Below are 19552 nucleotides of genomic sequence, written 5' to 3'. Positions count from 1 at the left end.
GCTTGCCTCTTGTCAGGCCTTTCCTAACCGGGAGAAGACGCTGCACGTGCCTCAATCTGGCTCCACGCCCCCTCGCGTTCGGGGCCGGTCATCGCCGTAAGCGCAATTTTGTCCTTGTCGGTAAGCATCCAGAACATTGTCTGACGCGGCTCGGACAGCTCCCAGTAGTAACCTTGCGTCTCTTCCGGCCAACTCATGTAGGCGGTCTGCTTGTCGGCGGGCCATGTGCCGATCTCTGCCTGCTGCCCTGCCGAAAGCTGCGGCGCGTTCGTTGCCTCAGGGGCTGCATCGCCGGCGCCATCTTCCTGCGGCTGCGCGGCGGTGAGCGGCGCGTCGGCAAGAGCGGGGGATGCTGCAAGAAAGCCCAGCGCTGCTGCGACAAGACCGGAGGTGTGATAGTTTGATTTAGGCATTGGATACTCCTTGAAAGGTGAAACCCAAGCGCTGACGAACAACCGTCTTGTGGCAGGCCATTATCGCGGCGCATAGCCTGCCCCCCCTGCCCCAATCGCGTGAGGCCCACGGATCAGCGAATGACGTTCACAAAACCGGACGGGTTGAATTGCCACAAGAAATTAGCGCCAAGATTAGTCGGGGAGTGGCGCTTGCCGACAGGTGCGTGCGCCCCCACATTATGCAAGATTGCAATCCCAACATTTGTTCTATACTTGTTCCCCAATATCCTATGAGTGCACAATTGCCCCAATCTGTTTCTTCCGGCGCGCCTGATAATGGTGTCCCGCCCTATGCTGCGCGTTTGAACCCGCCGCAGCGTGAGGCTGTGTTGACGACCGAAGGGCCGGTGCTGATGCTAGCTGGCGCTGGCACGGGTAAGACGGCGGCGCTGACGGCGCGCATGGCCCACTTGGTGGCAACGCGGCGTGCATGGCCAAGCCAGATCCTGTGCGTGACCTTTACCAACAAGGCTGCACGCGAAATGCGTGAGCGGGTGGCCGCCCACTTGGGCGCACCCGGTGAGGGATTGCCGTGGCTCGGCACCTTCCACTCGATCTGCGCCAAGATGCTGCGCCGTCATGCGGAACTCGCCGGGCTACAGAGCAATTACACGATCATCGACACCGACGATCAACTGCGGCTTTTGAAACAGCTTATCAACGATCACGAGCTGGATGAGAAACGCTGGCCCGCACGTTCATTGGCTGGGCTTATTGACCGTTGGAAAAACCGCGGGCTCAACCCCGATGATCTCGATGCAGCCGAAAACGAAGCCTACGCCAATGGCAAAGGCGCGCAGATGTACGGTGCGTATCAGGAGCGTTTGAAGGCTCTCAACGCCTGCGATTTCGGCGATTTGATGCTGCATATGCTGAACATCTTTCGGAAGCACACCGATGTTCTCGCCGAGTATCAGCAGCGTTTCAAATACATCATGGTGGACGAATATCAGGACACCAATGCGGTCCAGTATTTGTGGCTGCGACTGCTCGCGCAGGCGCACAAGAACATCTGCGTGGTCGGTGATGATGACCAGTCGATCTATTCATGGCGCGGCGCAGAAGTTGCCAATATCCTGCGGTTTGAAAAGGATTTTCCGGGCACCGCCGTGGTGCGACTGGAGCAGAATTATCGCTCCACCCCGCAGATCCTGGGAGCGGCCTCCGGCCTGATCAGCGCCAATTCGCAGCGCCACGACAAATCGCTTTGGACCGAAAGTAACGGCGGCGACAAGGTCAAGGTGATCGGCGTATGGGACGCACCCGAAGAAGCGCGGCGCGTTTCCGAGGAGATAGAGCGGCTGGAGCGCGAGGGCGCGCCGCTTAACCAGGTCGCCATCCTCGTACGCGCGCAATATCAGACGCGCGAATTCGAAGACCGCTTCATCCAGGTCGGCATCAACTACCGGATTATCGGCGGTTTCCGCTTTTACGAGCGCGCCGAGATCCGCGATGCGCTCGCCTACCTTCGCGTGATCGCTCAACCGCAGGACGATCTGGCGTTCGAGCGCATCTATAACCAGCCCAAGCGCGGGCTCGGCTCCAAGACGCTTGAGAAGATGCACATTCATGCGCGCCAGGTCGGTCTGCCGCTCGCGGCGGCATCGCTGCAACTGGCTGACAGCGACGAATTGCCCAAGCGCGCGGCGAACACCATCGGTTCGCTGATGCGGCAATTCTTGGCGTGGCGCGAGGCGGCCGAAGTCATGCCGCCTTCGGATCTGTTGCGACAGGTGCTCGACGAAAGCGGCTACAACGACATGCTCGCCAAGGACCGCTCTGCCGAAAGCGCAGGTCGTGCAGAAAACCTTTCCGAACTTGCCCGCGCAATGGAAGAGTATGACAGCCTTGGCGACTTCCTCGAACACGTCAGCCTCGTTATGGACAATGACCGCAGCGACGCGGAAGAGACCGTCACCATCATGACGATGCACGCGGCCAAGGGCCTCGAATATGACAATGTCTTTTGCGTGGGCTGGGAGGAAGGCGTCTTCCCATCGCAACGCGCAATCGACGAAGGAGGTCTTGCCTCTCTGGAGGAGGAGCGCCGACTTGCTTACGTCGCGATCACGCGGGCCAAGCGCAAATGCACGATCCTGCACGCGGCAAACCGCCGGATTTACGGCCAATGGACCAGTTCGATCCCCTCGCGCTTTATCGAGGAATTGCCCGAAGAATTCATCGATTCCGAAACGACCATGAGCGGCGGCGCATCGCTCTGGCGCGCAAACTGGAGCGAAAGCGAAGACCCGTTTGCCCATGTCGCCGAGCAAAACCCCACCCGTGCGCAGGCGCGCGGCCCCGGTTGGCAGCGCGCGATTTCATCGGGCTATGAAACCAAGCAAAAACGGCTTGCGGAACCCGGACGTTCGGCGGCAAGCTTCGCCGCAGCGCCCCGCTCCGACATCGCAATTGGCGCCATGGTCGAGCACAAGAAATTCGGCACAGGCTGCGTGATCGATCAGGAAGGCAATAAGCTTACCATCCAGTTTGAAGAAGCGGGCGAAAAGCGCGTGATCGACAGCTTTGTGAGCGTGGTGAGCTAGGGCCCGACGCCCACCTCAGATACTGCGATCCAGATGCTGGCGAAAAACGATAGCCCGCCAAACGTGCCAAAGGCGTGCCAGATCGGATAGCGGTAGAGCATCGCTTTGCGGCGATAGAACAGCGTCCCCACAGTGTAGAAAATCCCGCCCCCCGCAATTAGGGCAAGGCTCAGTTTGGGCAGGCCAGCGGTGAAATCAGGCAGCGCGAAAAGCGCAAACCAGCCCATCCCGAGATAGGACATGAGCGACCACGGCGAATCAGGATTGCCTCCCGCAAGCTTGAAACCGACGCCGATGAGCGCGAAAAACCACAGAAGGCCCTGAATCACGAAGGCGCTCGGCGTGCCGCACACCACCAGCAGCGGGCCGAATACCCCGGCAATCACGACATAAATCGCGGCATGGTCCAAGCGGCGCAGAACGGCTCGCAAGTCATGGCGGGGGAGTAAGTGGTAAGCGAAAGAAATGCCAAGCGAGAACAGCGCCGCACACGCATATATGACAACCGCCGCATTCAGCAGCGCATCACCGCGCGCGCTCGCTTCGCGGACCAAAAGAATGCTCGCCGGAATGAGAAATGCAAGCCCGCCCGCATGGACCCAGAAATCGGCCCGGCGCTCAGGAAGCGTCTTGCTGGGAAACATCGTCTCGTCCCAAATCGGGTGAGTTTATTCGCCGAACCCTATGTCGAGGAAACCGGGCTTTGGACCGTTCCACTCGCCTGCTGGCACGGGTGCATCGTCCTCGTCCTGCTTGCGGGCGCGGGTCTTGCGCTTGGGCTTTTCTTCCGATGGCTCCGAACGTTCACGACGCGGCTTCCTGGACGCTTCGTCTTCGCTGTCCTTTTTCGCGCGGCGGCTTCGGGTGGGCTTCTTCTCTTGGGGCTTTTCTTCGGCAGCATCCTCGTCGGATGGTTTGCTCTTGCCCGGTTGGGCAAGTTCAACCCGCACGTCTTCCTTGCCGAACACTTTGACCGGATTGCCGGTCAGCTTCTCGACATTGACCATGGCCTCTTCGTCGACCTTGGAGACCAAGGTGAAAGCGCGCCCTTTGGCCCCTGCCCGGCCTGTGCGGCCAATGCGGTGAACGTAATCATCCGGGTGCCAGGGCGTATCGAAATTGAAGACGTGCGAGACGCCTTTGACATCGAGCCCGCGCGCCGCAACGTCGGAGGCGACAAGAATGTTCACATCACCAGATTTGAACCGCTCAAGCTCTTTCAGACGCGAGCTCTGGTCCATGTCCCCGTGAATTTCGCTCGAGGCAAAACCGTGGCTCTGCAGGCTCTTGTTGAGCTCGCGCACGGTGGTCTTGCGGTTGGCAAAAATGATCGCGGTCTCGACCTGATCATTCTTGAGCAGCCAGCGCAAAGTCTCGCGCTTCTTGCGTTGATCGACCGGTATCTTGAACGCGGTAATATCCTTGTTCGTGGTCGCCGCGCGGGCCGTCTCGATCCGCTTTGGATTGTTCAGGAATTTCTTGGAAAGCTTTTCGATCGGAGGCGGCATGGTCGCCGAGAAAAGCATGGTCTGACGCGTCTCCGGAAGCTTGTCACAGATGAACTCGATATCCGGGATGAACCCCATGTCGAGCATCCGGTCGGCTTCGTCGATCACCAGGAGCTCGCAGCCCGAAAGAAGGATCTTGCCCCGTTCAAACAGGTCCATCATCCGGCCCGGCGTCGCGATAAGAACATCGACGCCCTCGTTCAGAGCCTTCACCTGATCGCCCATCTGCACTCCGCCGATAAGCAGCGCCATCTTGAGGTCGTGGTTCTTGCCGTATTTCTCGAAATTCTCGGCAACCTGTGCGGCAAGTTCGCGTGTGGGCTCCAGGATCAAAGAGCGCGGCATAAGCGCGCGTCTGCGGCCCGATGCCATGACGTCGATCATGGGCAGCACGAAGCTTGCGGTTTTACCCGTGCCGGTTTGCGCAATCCCGATGATGTCCTTCATCATGAGGATGGGCGGGATCGCTTCAGCCTGAATAGCGGTTGGCTCGGTATAGCCAGCCTCTTCGACGGCTTTGAGCAATTCGGGAGAAAGGCCGAGATCGGCAAATGTCATATGTTCGAATATGTCCGGATAAAGTGATGCACTATAGTCGTTTCGCAATGGCCCTCGGTGCTGCATTGCACAAGCGCGGTTACGAAGGTGCGCTCCGCTTGGCCAAAAAGGCCTCTAAAGTCAAGAAATGGGGCGAAGGGTCGTGCGCTGCGGCACAATCAATCGTCGACCGCGACGAGGCGGCGCATCCCTGCAACCTCGCATTTTGCGCCGCTGCGCGATTGCAGAAGATCGCGTTTGACGCACAAACGTCCATCTTCATTGCGCTCGATGTAAAAGCCCGAATAAAAGTCGCGCGCCCTGCATCCGCGCTCAAGATTGAGGCTGACGATGCGCTGATCGTTCAGAAACAACAGCAGGCGATTGCCATTGCCCGTCTGAACCCCGGCGATACCCGACACGGGCACGCAATTGTCCATCTTGCGCTCTTCAAACGTTCTCGAGACGCCTTGACGCGGCAGCCTTGCAAGCAGGCTGTTGCGACTGCTCTGGCGATAGGGCGAGATGCGGATGGTCACCCGCCGCTCGATCCGCACCTGATTGGCCCTGTGCGAATTGTAAAGTGCTTCCAACGGGTTGGCGGCGCTCACCTCGGGTTGCAGCGAAACCTTTGGCGGTTCGCTGTGCGACGCGTTTTCGATACCGGGCGCGGTGCATTGGGGGGTTAGCGGCGTTGCAACATCGTGCGTTTCGTCTGCTCCTGCTGCAACGCTTCCGAAGCCCAAAGGCAAAAGAAGCGCAAGCGAAGTCGCAAAGGCGAAACTGCTAGGCATGAAGTCCCTTCAACCCTCCAGGAAAACCGAGCCTCAAAAACCAGACCCCGAAACCAGGTGCGCCAACGATCGGGCGCTGCGAAAGCACACGAACTAGCAGTGATCGTTGAACGCTGCCTTAATGTGCGCCCCAATCGCCGCAAAGCGCTGGTAAAATCGGCCAGCGGTGTGGCATAGACGCCGCAATGAATGCAGCTTTTCCCCACCTCAGCAGTTTTGCAGCCAAGGCCGGCGACATGCTCGGCCCAAAGGGCTGGACCACCCTTGCCGACGATCTTGAGCCATGGCTTACCGATTGGCGCGGACGTTACACCGGCAAGGCATTGGGCCTTGCGAGCCCTGCATCGACCCAGGAAGTCGCCGCATTTGTGAAGCTTTGCGCTGAATATGACGTGCCCATCGTGCCACAGGGCGGCAACAGCGGAATGGCCGGCGGCGCAACGCCCGACGAAAGCGGCGCCTCGGTGCTTTTGTCGATGCGCCGCATGAACGCGATCCGCTCGCTTGATGCGGGCGCCGGTCAGGCGGTTTGCGAGGCGGGCGTCATTCTACAGACGTTTCACGAGGCAGCCGAAGAGGCGGATCTGCGCTTCCCCCTCACCCTTGGCGGCAAAGGGTCAGCGACGATTGGCGGGCTTATATCGACCAATGCGGGCGGCACGCAGGTGCTGCGCCATGGCACCATGCGCGCACAGGTTCTGGGGATTGAGGCGGTGCTTGCCGACGGGAGCATCTTCAACGCTTTGACAGTCCTCAAAAAGGACAATCGCGGATTTGACCTCAAGCAGCTCCTGATCGGATCGGAGGGCACTTTGGGCATCGTCACCGCGGCCACCTTGCGCCTTCTTCCTGCGCCACGGGCGCGTGCGACCGCATGGGTGGGCCTTGGCGCCCTGCCCGATGCGCGCACGCTTCTTCGCAGGATTGACCGGGCGCTGGGAGAGACCCTGGAAGGCTTTGAAATCATTCCCGACCATTGCCTCGACAGTGTTCTTGCCCACCTTCCCGATGCGCGCAGTCCACTGCAAAACCGCCATGCGTGGAACGCGCTTATCGAATGTGTCGCGGTCGAAGGTGACGATGCGGCCTTGCGCGACGGGCTGGAAGAAGCTCTTGCACAGGCAGTGCAGGACGGCCTTATCGAGGACGGCGTAATTGCCGCGAATGAGCGACAGGCAGAAGACTTCTGGACCTTGCGCGATTCCATCTCCGCCGCCGAACGCGCGCTTGGCCCTGCGATGCAGCACGACATCAGCGTGCCGGTCGAAAAAATGCCCGAATTCATTCTTGAGGCCTCGCCCGCTATCGAATCCGAGTTCAAAGGCAGCCGCGCGGTTGCATTTGGCCATCTGGGGGATGGAAATGTGCACTTCCACGTGCTCGCGCCAAGCGGCGCAGTGCCGGGCCAATGGGAAGAGAGCGAAGGCAAGAAAGTCAGCGCGCGGGTCTATGATCTGGTAACCCGGTGGGGCGGCTCGATCAGTGCAGAACACGGCATCGGCCAGATGAAGGTCGGCGATCTCCATCGCCTCAGCGATCCTGTCGCTCTTGGCATTATGGCAAGCGTCAAGGACGCGCTCGATCCCAAGGGCCTGCTTAATCCGGGCAAGCTTTTGGCCAAATAGGACGCGCAAGTGGGCACACCGCTTGCGCCGCGAAGCAGGAGCGCCTAAAGCCGCGAGCGCATTTGACGGGTGGGGGATATGCGAGCTTCGCGCGAACCCGTCTCCCATATGAGATTAACCGGTTTAGGAGAAACCACATGGCCAGCGCGCCGAAACCGCAACTTCCACTGTTTTACAACGACCTGCTTCCGCTCAACAGCCGCGATCACGGCGATCATGTCGTAACCGCTTTTGGCGATGCGTCTTTCCTCGCCGACACCCACGCGATCCCGCTCACCGTTGACGAATTCGTCGATGCACAGCGCAACTACCCGATCGTCTTCACCGCAAACGACTCTCCGCTGCCGATTGCTCTGATGGGTTTGAATGAAGGCGTGAACACCTTCATCGACAAAGAGAACAAGCTTGAGCCGGGCGTCTATGTCCCTGCTTACATCCGCCGCTACCCCTTCATCCTCGCAAAACTTCAGTCCGACAGCGAAGACATGTCGCTGTGTTTTGATCCAAAATCGGGTGTTGTTGTAGAAGGTAAAGAAGGCAACGCACTTTTCGAAGGCGAAGGCGAAGAGCGCAAAGCAACCGAATACACCAACAACATTCTCGAGTTCTGCCGCCGCTTCGAAGAGTCGGGCCAGCGGACCAAGGCCTTCCTTGAAAAGCTCACCGAACTCGACCTTCTGATGGACGGCGAAATCGCCATCACTCGCAACGACATGCCCGATAAACCCTTCGTTTATCGCGGGTTTAAGATGGTTGACGAGAAGAAGCTGCGCGAGCTTGCAACCGACAAGGTCGAAGAGCTCAACAAAAGCGGCATGCTTATGCTGATCCACGCGCACCTGTTCTCGATGAACCTCATGCGCATGGTGTTCGAGCGTCAGACCGCGCAAGGCAAGGTGCCGCTTCCCGAGGCTAAAGCTTAAGGGTTTCTTCCCTAACCCTAGGGAAAACAAGACCATTTCCGATTAAGTTGGGGCGGCCTGCTGGTTGAAAGCGGGCCGCCCTGAACTTATATCAGGCCTGTTGGCGGTTACCCCCTCATGAGCCGCCGCGGAGCGCTCGATATTTCGCAGCGATCCTCCCTGAACCTGGCCACCTCGTGCTTCCCCCCCCTTTCGCACGAGGTGGCTTTTTTGTCGGGAGAATTCGAAAGACCGGCGACGCGGGCTCTATTCCGCCGCTTGCGCCACATGACGCCCGGAGCCAAGCCCCGCCGTTTCCGCCCCGAGAATGCGCACCAACCCGGCCAGCATCTGCGCAAGGGGCCGGACGTTTTGCGAAGGCTCTGAAAGCGAGGGGTCCAGATAGGAGCTTCGGCACAGCTCAATCTGGATGGCGTGGATCCCATGATTGGGCCGTGCGTGGCGGTCGAGGACATAGCCGCCGGAATAGGGGCGATTGTGCGAGGCGACCTGCCCTTGCTGTTCGAGATAACGGAACGCGTGCGCGGCAAGGATATGGTCACACGACGCGCCATAACGGTCGCCGATCACGATTTTGGGCACCGCCTCTTCATTGTTTCTGCGTCGAAGGGGCGGCATGGAGTGCAGATCGATCAGCAGCGCCGCGCCCCACGCGTCGCGAATCCGCGCAAGCTCGCCTTCAAGGAAGGCATGATAGGGCCGGTGAATCTGTTCAATTCGCCGCGCCAGTTCATTGTAAGAGAGTTTGGAGCGCCAGATCTCGCCAGTTCCGGGCAATCGGCGCGGCACAATTCCAAGTCCGCTGCGAGCCCGTGCATTGCTTGACGGACCCGATGCGCGTTTTTCGTCAAATGCGCGCGTATCGAACCCCTTGGGACGGGCCACCATGCCCCAGTCGATGTCGTCAGAGGCGCGGTTGAGATCAATGATCGCACGCGGTGCATGGGCGACCAACAATCCCGTGCCAGTCGCACGTGCGATTTCCACCCCGACCGCATCCACCCGGCGATCTTCCAAACGCAGTTGCGAAGACCCGGGATCGCGCATTTGTCTCACGATCTCTTCGGAATAATTGCAGCCCGCATGGGGCACAGCGATCAGGACAGGCAAAGGCATATCGCGCGGTGCGACATGCACAAACGCAGGACTTTTTCCCTCGCCCTCGCCCTGATCATCGCCATCGCCATCCGACGCAATCGTTCCGCCTTTGGTCGTCACATACCCCTTCCCCTCGCCCAGATCGCGGGTCGAGGCGCGACGGGGCGACGAGGCTGGCTGCGCTTGCTGATGATGCCGTGAATGAGACCGCATGGGAGCTCCTTGCTGCCCGCATTACGGGGCCAAGTCAAAGGGTGATTAGGCGTAATTGGCCCGTTCCCGAACCGATGAGGCAAGCAGGTCTGCAACGGGAAAAACGCCTCACAAAACCAAATCGCTTTGCGCCGGTGTCATTCGCCAAGTTATTCAGGTTAGCCGTTTGGTCAGTTCTGGACGTTTCAAATGGGGTCAATTCGCAAGATCACAAAACATTTCTTAAGTGATTTGGGCTATACCCTTGCGCATGACGACACCCTCTACGCCCCGAATCCTTCTTGCCGAAGACGAAGAAGCGATGCGCGCCTATCTTGAGCGCGCGCTCACCAAGGCTGGTTTCGAAGTGACCAGCGTTGATCGGGGGACCGAGGCTGTTCCGCTTTTGGAAAGTGAGCATTTCGACCTGCTCTTGTCGGACATTGTCATGCCCGAAATGGACGGGATCGAGCTTGCGCAGCGATGTGCCGAGCTGTCGCCTCGCACCAAGGTCATGTTCATCACCGGCTTTGCCGCCGTTTCCTTGCGGGCAAGCCGCGAACAACCGCACGCAAAGGTTCTTTCCAAGCCTTTCCACCTGCGCGATCTCGTGCTTGAGGTGGAGCGCGTCTTTGAAGAACAGCGCGAGGCGCAGATTTAGCGAAAATTCGCTCGAATCGCTTGCACTCGCTTGCGAGCTTCGCTAACGCGCGGCCTCTCGCAGGCGATTGACTGCAAGAACACAATGATGGTGCGGGCGTATAGCTCAGGGGTAGAGCACTATGTTGACATCGTAGGGGTCCCAAGTTCAAATCTTGGTACGCCCACCATCATTCTTCCAAAAGGCGTCGCGATTGCGGCGCCTTTTTGCTTTCGGGCGCCTGTTTGCTTTCGCACCGCTGGTATTTACGCCCCCATCGTGGCCTCCGGCATCTTGCAAACTTGCAACAATATGCACCTCTGCTAGAGCCCGTTGGCACAGGATGGGATCACACATCCAAGCAATTCAAATACGACGTTCCCCGGACGGAAGGACAAGGCGTTCGCCCATGCAAAAAATTCAGGTTAAAAACCCGGTCGTCGAGCTCGACGGCGATGAAATGACCAAAATCATCTGGCAGTGGATCCGTGAAAGGTTGATCCTGCCTTATCTCGATGTTGATCTGAAGTATTACGATCTCTCGGTCGAAAAACGCGATGAGACCGACGACCAGATCACCATCGATGCCGCCAATGCGATCAAGGAACACGGCGTTGGCGTGAAATGCGCGACCATCACCCCTGATGAAGCGCGCGTTGAAGAATTCAACCTCAAGAAAATGTGGAGATCGCCAAACGGCACGATCCGCAATATTCTTGGCGGCGTGGTTTTCCGTGAGCCTATCGTGATCGACAACGTGCCGCGCCTTGTGCCCGGCTGGACCGACCCAATCGTGGTTGGCCGTCACGCGTTTGGTGACCAGTATCGCGCAACCGACACCCTCATCCCGGGCCCTGGCCGCCTGCGCATGGTGTACGAGGGCGACGACGGCACCGAGATTGATCTCAACGTCTTCGACTTCCCGAGCTCGGGCGTTGCGATGGCGATGTACAACCTTGACGATTCGATCCGCGACTTTGCGCGCGCTTCGATGAACTACGGCCTCGACCGTGGTTGGCCGGTTTATCTCTCGACCAAGAACACCATCATGAAAGCCTATGACGGCCGCTTCAAAGACCTGTTTGAAGAGGTGTTCGAGAACGAATTCAAAGACAAGTTCGCAAAAGCTGGCATCACCTATGAACACCGTCTGATCGATGACATGGTGGCATCCGCTCTCAAATGGTCGGGCAAGTTCGTCTGGGCCTGTAAGAACTATGACGGCGATGTTCAGTCCGACACCGTGGCGCAAGGCTTCGGCTCGCTCGGCCTTATGACCTCTGTTCTGATGACGCCCGATGGCAAGACCATCGAGGCAGAAGCTGCACACGGCACCGTCACGCGCCACTATCGCCAGCACCAGCAGGGCAAGGCGACCTCGACCAACCCGATTGCCTCGATCTTCGCGTGGACGCGCGGCCTCATGTATCGCGGCAAGTTCGACGAGACGCCCGATGTGGTCCGCTTTGCCGAAACGCTCGAGCGGGTCTGCATCGAGACGGTCGAAAATGGTCAGATGACCAAGGATCTGGCGCTTCTCATCGGTCCGGGCCAAAACTGGCTCACCACCGAACAATTCTTCGAGGCGATCGTGCAGAACCTCGAAAAAGAAATGCAGAACTGGGCGTAACACGCGCACTTGCACTTGGAACAAGCCCGCTGAAAAGGCGTAGAATCAGGGCGGCCTCTCTGTTCGAGCGGGCCGCCCTTTGTTTGTCGAGAAAAGGTATGTGGGTTTGACTGACGATCGTTTGAACCAGAGTAGCAGGAAAGCACGCCTCGAAGTGCGCCAGGCACGCCTGAAGGATGTGCGCGCGATTGGCGACCTTGTGCGGCGCGCCTATGATGACCTGCCCGCTTATACGCAGGGCGAAATCAGGGGGCAGATCAACAACTACCCCGACGGCTGTTTCGTCGCTCAACTCGACGGCAAGATCGTCGGCTATTGCGCCTCGATGCGGCTCGATGAGAATGTCGCGCTGAGCGATCACACCTGGGACGAGGTCACCGGCAACGGCTTTGGTTCACGCCACGATCCGACCGGCGACTGGCTCTATGGCTATGAGCTTTGTGTTGACCCGAAAGTGCGCGGAACACGGCTGGGCCGGCGGCTTTACGAAGAGCGGCGCGCACTTGCCGAACGTCTGGAGCTTACCGGAATAGTCTTTGGCGGGCGTATGCCGGGCTATGCCCGCGCCAAACGTCGCAAGAACAACCGGGCCGACAATCCGCAGGAATATCTCGACCTGATCCTTGAGGGAAAGGTTCACGATCCGGTCTTGCGCTTCCAGCTTGCCAACGGGTTTGAACCTTCAGGCATCCTGCGCAAATACCTGCCCGAAGACCGTGCGAGCCGGGGCAACGCGGTGCGCATGGTGTGGCGCAATCCATATGTTGATGGCGATGCGCCGAAAAAACACCGCCTGCCGCGCGATGTCCAGGGTGTGCGCATCGCCACCTGTCAATTGCAGGCGCGCGCAGTCTCGAACTTCGATGAATTCATGAGGCAGGTGAAGTATTTTGTCGATGTAGCAGCGGATTACGAGAGCGACTTTATCGTCTTTCCCGAACTCTTCACACTGATGCTGCTGTCTGCCAAAGAGGACCAGCTTAATCCGCAAGAAGCCATCGAGGCGTTGAGCGAATACACCCCGCGCATCCGCACCGCGCTTTCCGAAATGGCGCTGGCGTACAACATCAATATCATCGGCGGATCGCACCCAACGCGGATGCCCGACGGTGACATTCACAACGTGGCTTATGTGTGCCTGCGCGATGGATCTATCTACGCGCAGGAGAAGATCCACCCCACTCCGAACGAGGCCTATTGGTGGAACATCAAGGGCGGCGATTCGATCGACGCCATCCCCACAGATTGCGGGCCGATTGGTGTGCTTATCTGTTACGATTCCGAATTTCCCGAGCTTGCCCGAAGGCTGGTCGACGAAGGGGCGCGGATCATTTTCGTCCCCTTCTGCACCGACAGTCGCCAAGGCTATATGCGGGTGCGCTATTGCGCCCAGGCGCGGGCAATCGAGAACCAGTGCTACGTCGTGATGAGCGGCAATGTCGGCAATCTTCCCAATGTTGCCAATATGGACATCCAATATGCGCAAAGCTGTATCTTGACGCCTTGCGATTTCCCTTTTGCGCGCGATGGAATTGCGGCCGAAGCTTCGGAGAATGTTGAAACGCTCACGATCAGCGATGTAAATCTGTCCGACCTGCAATGGGCCCGCGCCGAAGGAACGGTTCAAAACCTCGCAGACAGACGGTTCGATCTTTATCGCATTGAATGGGATAAACGCGTAGGCAACATTTCAGACCCGCTTGGCGAGGACGAGCACAAACAACCTTCAATCCCCTCCAGCGGTCGAGGGCACGGAGGCGGTTAAAAGTGTTGTCGCAGCGGACTTCAGCGTATTTTTCAGGATGGGACGACTAAACAATGGCCGGCGAACTGACCCTCTCTCCGGTGATGTCCGATGCGCTGGTGATCCTTGGATCGGCCGGCATCGTCATCCCAGTCTTCGCGCGTTTCCGCATCACCCCGATTATCGGATTTATCCTTATCGGCGTTCTTGTCGGTCCCTTCGGGCTCGGCGCGATGGTCGATCAGTATGAATGGCTATACTGGATAACCATAAGCGACCCCGGCGCGCTGGCTCCCTTTGCGGACTTCGGGATCATCCTGCTGCTATTCGCGATCGGGCTGGAACTGTCGTTCAACCGCTTGTGGCAAATGCGCAAACTCGTGTTCGGGCTCGGCAGCCTCGAACTGCTTATCATCGGCAGCATATCGGCGGCTTTCTTTGGTCAGTATTCGGGCATGAGCACCACCGCCGCACTTGCATTGGGATTTGCGCTCGCTTTCTCCTCAACCGCCATTGTGCTGCCGATTGCGGGCACCAAAAGCCCGGTCGGGCGCGCAGCCCTGTCCATGCTTTTGTTCGAGGACATCATGATCGTGCCGATCATCTTCATCCTCGGCGCGCTTGCCCCCACGGCGGCAGCGGGCGGGGTTGAAGGGCTCACCAGCACGCTCGTCTCGGGCGGGGTGGTCGTTATCGTGCTGTTGGTGGCGGGCCGCTTTGCCCTTCCCCGCCTGTTCAGCCAGGCCGCGCGCACCAAAAGCCCCGAGCTGTTTCTGGCAGCCACAATGCTCGTCGTCATCGGTGCAAGCCTCGCGACATCGGCGACCGGCCTCTCACCCATCGTTGGCGCGTTGATCGCAGGGCTGCTGATCGCAGAAACCGAATACCACGGCGAAGTTGAAACCATCATGGAACCGTTCAAGGGCCTCGCCCTTGGTGTTTTCCTCATCACCATCGGGATGAGCGTCAACCTGCTCGAAGTGTGGGCCAACTTTGGCGAAATTCTCGCCGCTTTGGTCGGTCTTTTGCTGTTCAAGGCGACCATCACCGGCACGCTGCTTAAAATGATGGGCGCGCGGCGCAGCACCGCTGCGGAAACGGGTGTTTTGATGGCGAGCCCTTCCGAGACCTCGCTCATCGTTCTTGCCGCTGCGACCAGCGCGCTCGTGATCGACACCGAAACAGCGCAATTCTGGCAAATCGTGACCGCGCTCGGCCTCACCGTCACCCCGCTTCTGGCAAAGCTTGGCCGGGTGATTGCAAGGCGGATCGAACTTGTCCCGGAACTGCCCGAGGAAGATACGCACGAAGCACGCACAATCATTATCGGCGGTGGGCGCGTGGGCCGCTTGGTCGCCGATATGATGACCAAGCACGAGCAAGCCTATGTCATTCTCGACAGCGATCCGGACCTCATCAGCGATGCCAAACGCAATGGCTACCGCGCGACATTCGGGGACGCGGCGCGTGGGGATGCGCTTACCCGTTTGGGCGTGGAAACCGCGCCATCCGTGGTCCTCACCATGGACGAGCCAGTGCTTGCACAAAGGCTGGTCGGCAAATTGCGCAAGGAGCATCCCGAGCTGCTGATCGTCTCGCGCGCCCGCGACACCGATCACGCAGCGAGGCTGTACCGCGCCGGCGCAAGCCATGCCGTTCCCGAAAACCTTGAAAGCTCGCTCCAACTGTCCGAGGCGGTGTTGGTCGATATCGGCGTGCCAATGGGGCCGGTGATCGCCTCGATCCACGAAAAGCGCGACGAATATCGCGAGCGTCTGGAAATTGATGGCGGCCTCAAAGAGCGCCCCAAACTGCGCACCTCGAAAGCCGAAGGCTAGGCGTTCTCGCTCGCGAGCGTCTGCTTCACGGCATTAATCGCATCAGCAGCCTTGGAACCGTCCGGGCCGCCGCCTTGCGCCATGTCCGGACGCCCGCCGCCGCCTTTTCCACCAAGTGCTTCGACACCTGCGCGCACCAGATCGACCGCGCTGAAACGATCGGTCAGATCCTCGGTCACTGCTGCGGCGATGCTGGCCTTGCCATCGTTCACCGCGACAATGGCCGCGACACCTGTGCCAAGGCGCTGTTTCGTTTCGTCGAGCAGAGGCCTCAGTTCCTTGGGGTTGAGCCCTTCGAGAACCTGTCCGCTGAACGCAACGCCGCCGACCTCTTCATCGGCTGGTCCTGCGTCTGCGCCACCTGCGCCTCCTCCACCAAGCGCGAGCGCTTTCTTCGCCTCGGCCAGCTCTTTTTCAAGCCGCTTGCGCTCGTCCATGAGCGCGCTGATCCGGGCGGGCACCTCCTCGGGTGTCGCCTTGATGACGGTCGCTGCCGACTTCAGTGCTTCTTCGCGGGCGACCAGCCAATTGCGCGCCGCATCACCGGTCAGCGCCTCGATCCGGCGCACGCCAGAAGAGACCGCGCTTTCGGAAATGATGCGGAACAGGCCAATGTCGCCGGTCGCATTCACGTGGGTTCCACCGCACAATTCGACAGAATAGTTACGGCCCTCGCCGCCTTTTCGGCCCATCGACAAAACGCGCACTTCATCGCCGTATTTTTCACCGAACAGCGCAAGAGCGCCTGCATCCACGGCATCGTCCGGGCTCATCAATCGCGTCGCAACCGGTTCATTTGCAAGGATTTCGGCATTTACCTCGGCTTCGATCGCAGCGATGTCTTCGCTCGACAATGCCTTGGGGTGGGAGAAGTCGAACCGCAGCCGGTCGTCTGCAACGAGCGAACCTTTTTGCGTCACGTGATCGCCAAGCTGACCGCGCAATGCTGCGTGCACCAAGTGCGTGGCGGAGTGGTTGGCGCGAACCTGATTGCGGCGCGCGGCGTCCACATCGAGTTGCACATTGTCGCCCACTTTCACCGTGCCTTCCGTGATCGCGGTGTGATGCGCGTGCAAACGACCCAAAGGCTTGCTGGTGTCAGTCACCGTTGCCGCAAGCCCGTCGGGCGAACTGATCGTTCCCGCATCGCCTGTCTGCCCGCCGCTTTCGCCGTAGAACGGGGTCTGGTTGGTGAGGATCACAACCTCATCGCCGGCTGATGCGCTTGTCACTTCGGCGCCGTCCTTGACGATTGCGACCACAGTGCCCTCGCCCGATGTTGCGGTGTAGCCGGTGAACTCGCTTGCGCCTTCGCGCTCGGATATGTCGAACCAGATTTCGTCCGATGCCGCTTCGCCCGAACCCTTCCACGCAGCGCGCGCGGCTTCCTTCTGGCGGGTCATCGCCGCGTCGAACCCTTCGCGGTCAACCGCGATCCCGCGCGCACGAAGCGCGTCTTCGGTAAGATCGTAGGGGAAGCCGTAGGTGTCGTAGAGTTTGAACGCAGTCTCGCCGTCAAGCTCGCCGCCCTCGCCCATATCGCCGGTGGCTTCGTCCAGCAGTTTGAGGCCCTTGTCGAGCGTCTTGCGGAATTGGGTTTCCTCGCGAAGCAACACTTCTTCGATAAGCGCCTGCCCGCGCTGAAGCTCCGGATAGGCCTGCCCCATTTCCGTGACGAGCGATGGCACGAGGCGGTGCATCAATGGTTCGCCTGCGCCAAGCAAGTGCGCATGGCGCATCGCGCGGCGCATGATACGGCGCAGTACATAGCCGCGCCCTTCGTTCGAGGGCAGCACGCCGTCTGCCATCAGGAATGAGGTCGAACGAAGGTGGTCCGCGATCACGCGGTGCGATGCGGTGTTGTCGCCGGAAGCTTCAACACCCGTCAGACCTTCCGAGGCCGCGATCAGCGCCTTGAATGTGTCGGTATCGTAATTGTCATGCACGCCTTGCATGACCGCCGCGATCCGCTCCAGCCCCATGCCGGTATCGATCGAGGGGCTCGGCAAGTCATTGCGCGTGCCGTCCGCCTGTTGGTCGAACTGCATGAACACAAGGTTCCAGATCTCGATGAAACGGTCGCCGTCTTCATCGGGGCTTCCGGGAGGGCCGCCGGGAATGTGCTCACCATGGTCGTAAAAAATTTCCGAGCACGGCCCGCACGGCCCCGTCTCGCCCATCGACCAGAAATTGTCATTGGTGGCGATGCGGATGATGCGATCTTCGGGAAGACCGGCGATCTTGCGCCACAGGTCGAAGGCCTCGTCGTCCGTGTGGTAAACGGTGACGAGAAGCTTGTCGGCAGGGATGCCCCATTCGCGGGTGAGAAGCGTCCAGGCGTTCATGATCGCTTGCTCTTTGAAGTAATCGCCAAACGAAAAATTGCCGAGCATTTCAAAGAAGGTGTGGTGGCGCGCAGTGTAGCCGACATTGTCGAGGTCATTGTGCTTGCCGCCAGCGCGCACGCATTTTTGCGAAGACGTCGCGCATGGGCCCGGAGGTGTTTCCAGTCCGGTGAACACATTCTTGAACGGGACCATCCCCGCGTTCACGAACATGAGCGTTGGGTCGTTATACGGCACCAGCGGCGCGCTGGGCACGTTCACGTGGCCCTCGCCTGCAAAAAAGTCCAAGAAAGATCGACGAATATCGTTTGTTGATGTCATGCCAGAATTCAAGCCAGTTAGCGTTGTCCCGCGTGCAGGTAAGCCATGGCGCACGACGCGACAAGCGAAAGAAGGGCAATAGTTTCGATCACAGTGGATGTGTGACGCCATGGCACGCAGCAAGATCGCAAAGCCCAAACGAAAAACCGGCGCCGGGCCAAGCCACCGCGAAGGCAGCTGGCAAAGCGCCGGTGTTCCATTTTTCCGGGCGGCACGTTAACGATCAACGCGCGCTTGGCATGCTCGCTATTGCGAGCGCCCGCTTAAGGAAGAGATGACTTACTCCGCGTCCGGGCCAGTCATCATCTCCTCGGCGACCTCGTCGGTTTTACCGCGAATGGCGGCTTCCAACTTGTCGCAAGTCTCCGGGTTTTCCTTGAGAAACGTCTTCGCGTTTTCGCGGCCCTGACCGATGCGCACGCTGTCGTATGAATACCAGCTGCCCGATTTTTCGACCACGCCGGCCTTAACGCCAAGGTCCAATATCTCACCGATCTTGGAAATGCCCTCGCCGTACATGATGTCAAATTCGACCTGCTTGAACGGCGGTGCGACCTTGTTCTTGACCACTTTGACGCGGGTCGAGTTGCCGATCACCTCATCGCGGTCCTTGATCTGACCGGTGCGACGAATGTCGAGGCGAACAGAAGCGTAGAACTTGAGCGCGTTGCCGCCCGTCGTCGTCTCCGGGTTGCCGTACATCACGCCGATTTTCATGCGCAGCTGGTTGATGAAAATCACCATGCACTTGGAACGGTTGATCGACCCGGTGAGCTTGCGGAGCGACTGGGACATAAGCCGCGCCTGAAGGCCGACGTGGCTATCGCCCATCTCGCCTTCGATTTCCGCGCGCGGGACAAGCGCTGCGACCGAATCGACCACAAGGACATCAATCGCATTGGAACGCACGAGAGTGTCCGTGATTTCGAGAGCCTGTTCGCCGGTGTCGGGCTGCGAGACGATCAGCTCGTCAATATCAACGCCCAGCTTTTTGGCATAAACAGGATCAAGCGCGTGCTCGGCATCGACAAAAGCCGCCGTGCCGCCCGCTTTTTGCGCCTCGGCAATGCAATGCAGCGCGAGCGTTGTTTTACCCGAACTTTCCGGGCCATAAACCTCGATCACGCGGCCCTTGGGAAGGCCGCCGATGCCAAGCGCGATATCAAGGCCGAGCGATCCGGTGGAAATCGATTCCACCTGCATCGCCTCTTTCGAGCCGAGCTTCATCGCAGAGCCTTTGCCAAAGGCGCGATCAATTTGTTGAAGAGCAGCGTCCAGCGCTTTTTGACGGTCCACGTCTTTATCCTTGTCCACGAGCTTAAGTTGAGTAGCCATCGCACGCACTCCTTCGCTTGC

General features: G+C 59.3%; 14 protein-coding genes and 1 tRNA gene. 8 read left to right on the top strand and 7 right to left on the bottom strand.

Going from position 1 to position 19552, the window contains the following annotated elements; all coding sequences use genetic code 11:
* Positions 1 to 23 precede the first annotated feature (23 nt).
* Positions 24 to 413: a hypothetical protein gene (locus MWU38_RS07900; RefSeq protein ID WP_247271311.1), complete on the bottom strand. Its 390-nt coding sequence runs from the start codon at positions 411 to 413 to the stop codon at positions 24 to 26.
* 272 nt (positions 414 to 685) lie between these two features.
* On the opposite strand from MWU38_RS07900, the gene MWU38_RS07895 reads away from it, so the two are divergent.
* The gene (locus tag MWU38_RS07895; protein WP_247271310.1) at positions 686 to 3001 is read left to right on the top strand and encodes a UvrD-helicase domain-containing protein; all 2316 of its coding nucleotides are present in this window, start codon (positions 686 to 688) and stop codon (positions 2999 to 3001) included.
* Here the strand turns inward: MWU38_RS07895 and MWU38_RS07890 are convergent.
* From MWU38_RS07890 to MWU38_RS07880, 3 genes are all read right to left on the bottom strand, one after another.
* Complete coding sequence (locus MWU38_RS07890; protein WP_247271309.1) at positions 2998 to 3645, bottom strand: hemolysin III family protein; 648 nt, start codon at positions 3643 to 3645, stop codon at positions 2998 to 3000. The two genes, MWU38_RS07895 and MWU38_RS07890, sit on opposite strands and share 4 nt — an antisense overlap.
* 24 nt (positions 3646 to 3669) lie before the next feature.
* Complete coding sequence (locus tag MWU38_RS07885; protein ID WP_247271308.1) at positions 3670 to 5067, bottom strand: DEAD/DEAH box helicase; 1398 nt, start codon at positions 5065 to 5067, stop codon at positions 3670 to 3672.
* A 158-nt stretch (positions 5068 to 5225) separates the two neighbouring features.
* On the bottom strand, positions 5226 to 5840 hold the full coding sequence (locus MWU38_RS07880) for a hypothetical protein (protein ID WP_247271307.1): 615 nt from the start codon (positions 5838 to 5840) through the stop codon (positions 5226 to 5228).
* 185 nt (positions 5841 to 6025) lie between these two features.
* Here MWU38_RS07880 and MWU38_RS07875 point away from each other — a divergent pair, with 185 nt between their 5' ends.
* Both MWU38_RS07875 and MWU38_RS07870 read left to right on the top strand, forming a co-directional pair.
* Positions 6026 to 7465, top strand: coding sequence for an FAD-binding oxidoreductase (locus MWU38_RS07875; RefSeq protein ID WP_247271306.1), 1440 nt, complete (start codon positions 6026 to 6028; stop codon positions 7463 to 7465).
* Between the two features lie 137 nt (positions 7466 to 7602).
* On the top strand, positions 7603 to 8388 hold the full coding sequence (locus tag MWU38_RS07870; protein ID WP_247271305.1) for a SapC family protein: 786 nt from the start codon (positions 7603 to 7605) through the stop codon (positions 8386 to 8388).
* Positions 8389 to 8634: 246 nt separating this feature from the next.
* Here MWU38_RS07870 and MWU38_RS07865 read toward each other — a convergent pair whose 3' ends face one another.
* Positions 8635 to 9699 (bottom strand): N-formylglutamate amidohydrolase, encoded by a 1065-nt coding sequence (locus MWU38_RS07865; RefSeq protein WP_247271304.1) that lies wholly within the window; start codon positions 9697 to 9699, stop codon positions 8635 to 8637.
* 250 nt (positions 9700 to 9949) lie between these two features.
* Here MWU38_RS07865 and MWU38_RS07860 point away from each other — a divergent pair, with 250 nt between their 5' ends.
* The 5 genes from MWU38_RS07860 (at position 9950) to MWU38_RS07840 (ending at position 15530) form a co-directional block, all read left to right on the top strand.
* Positions 9950 to 10339: a response regulator gene (locus MWU38_RS07860; RefSeq protein WP_247271303.1), complete on the top strand. Its 390-nt coding sequence runs from the start codon at positions 9950 to 9952 to the stop codon at positions 10337 to 10339.
* Positions 10340 to 10433: 94 nt separating this feature from the next.
* Positions 10434 to 10508, top strand: a tRNA-Val gene (locus MWU38_RS07855).
* 219 nt (positions 10509 to 10727) lie between these two features.
* Positions 10728 to 11948 carry an NADP-dependent isocitrate dehydrogenase gene (locus MWU38_RS07850; RefSeq protein ID WP_247271302.1) on the top strand — a complete coding sequence of 407 codons (1221 nt, stop codon included), beginning with the start codon at positions 10728 to 10730 and terminating at the stop codon, positions 11946 to 11948.
* A 121-nt stretch (positions 11949 to 12069) separates the two neighbouring features.
* Positions 12070 to 13713, top strand: a complete 1644-nt coding sequence (locus MWU38_RS07845; protein WP_247271558.1) for a bifunctional GNAT family N-acetyltransferase/carbon-nitrogen hydrolase family protein — start codon at positions 12070 to 12072, stop codon at positions 13711 to 13713.
* 53 nt (positions 13714 to 13766) lie between these two features.
* Positions 13767 to 15530: a cation:proton antiporter gene (locus MWU38_RS07840; RefSeq protein ID WP_247271301.1), complete on the top strand. Its 1764-nt coding sequence runs from the start codon at positions 13767 to 13769 to the stop codon at positions 15528 to 15530.
* Here the strand turns inward: MWU38_RS07840 and alaS are convergent.
* Both alaS and recA read right to left on the bottom strand, forming a co-directional pair.
* Complete coding sequence (gene alaS, locus MWU38_RS07835; RefSeq protein WP_247271300.1) at positions 15527 to 18196, bottom strand: alanine--tRNA ligase; 2670 nt, start codon at positions 18194 to 18196, stop codon at positions 15527 to 15529. The genes MWU38_RS07840 and alaS overlap by 4 nt on opposite strands.
* 279 nt (positions 18197 to 18475) lie before the next feature.
* Positions 18476 to 19531 carry a recombinase RecA gene (gene recA / locus MWU38_RS07830; protein ID WP_247271299.1) on the bottom strand — a complete coding sequence of 352 codons (1056 nt, stop codon included), beginning with the start codon at positions 19529 to 19531 and terminating at the stop codon, positions 18476 to 18478.
* Positions 19532 to 19552: the final 21 nt, after the last annotated feature.

The organism is Qipengyuania sp. S6317L1 (assembly GCF_023015615.1).
Taxonomy (GTDB): domain Bacteria; phylum Pseudomonadota; class Alphaproteobacteria; order Sphingomonadales; family Sphingomonadaceae; genus Erythrobacter.
The sequence above is the reverse complement of the archived record's forward strand: the minus strand, read 5'-3'. Positions and strand labels throughout refer to the sequence as shown.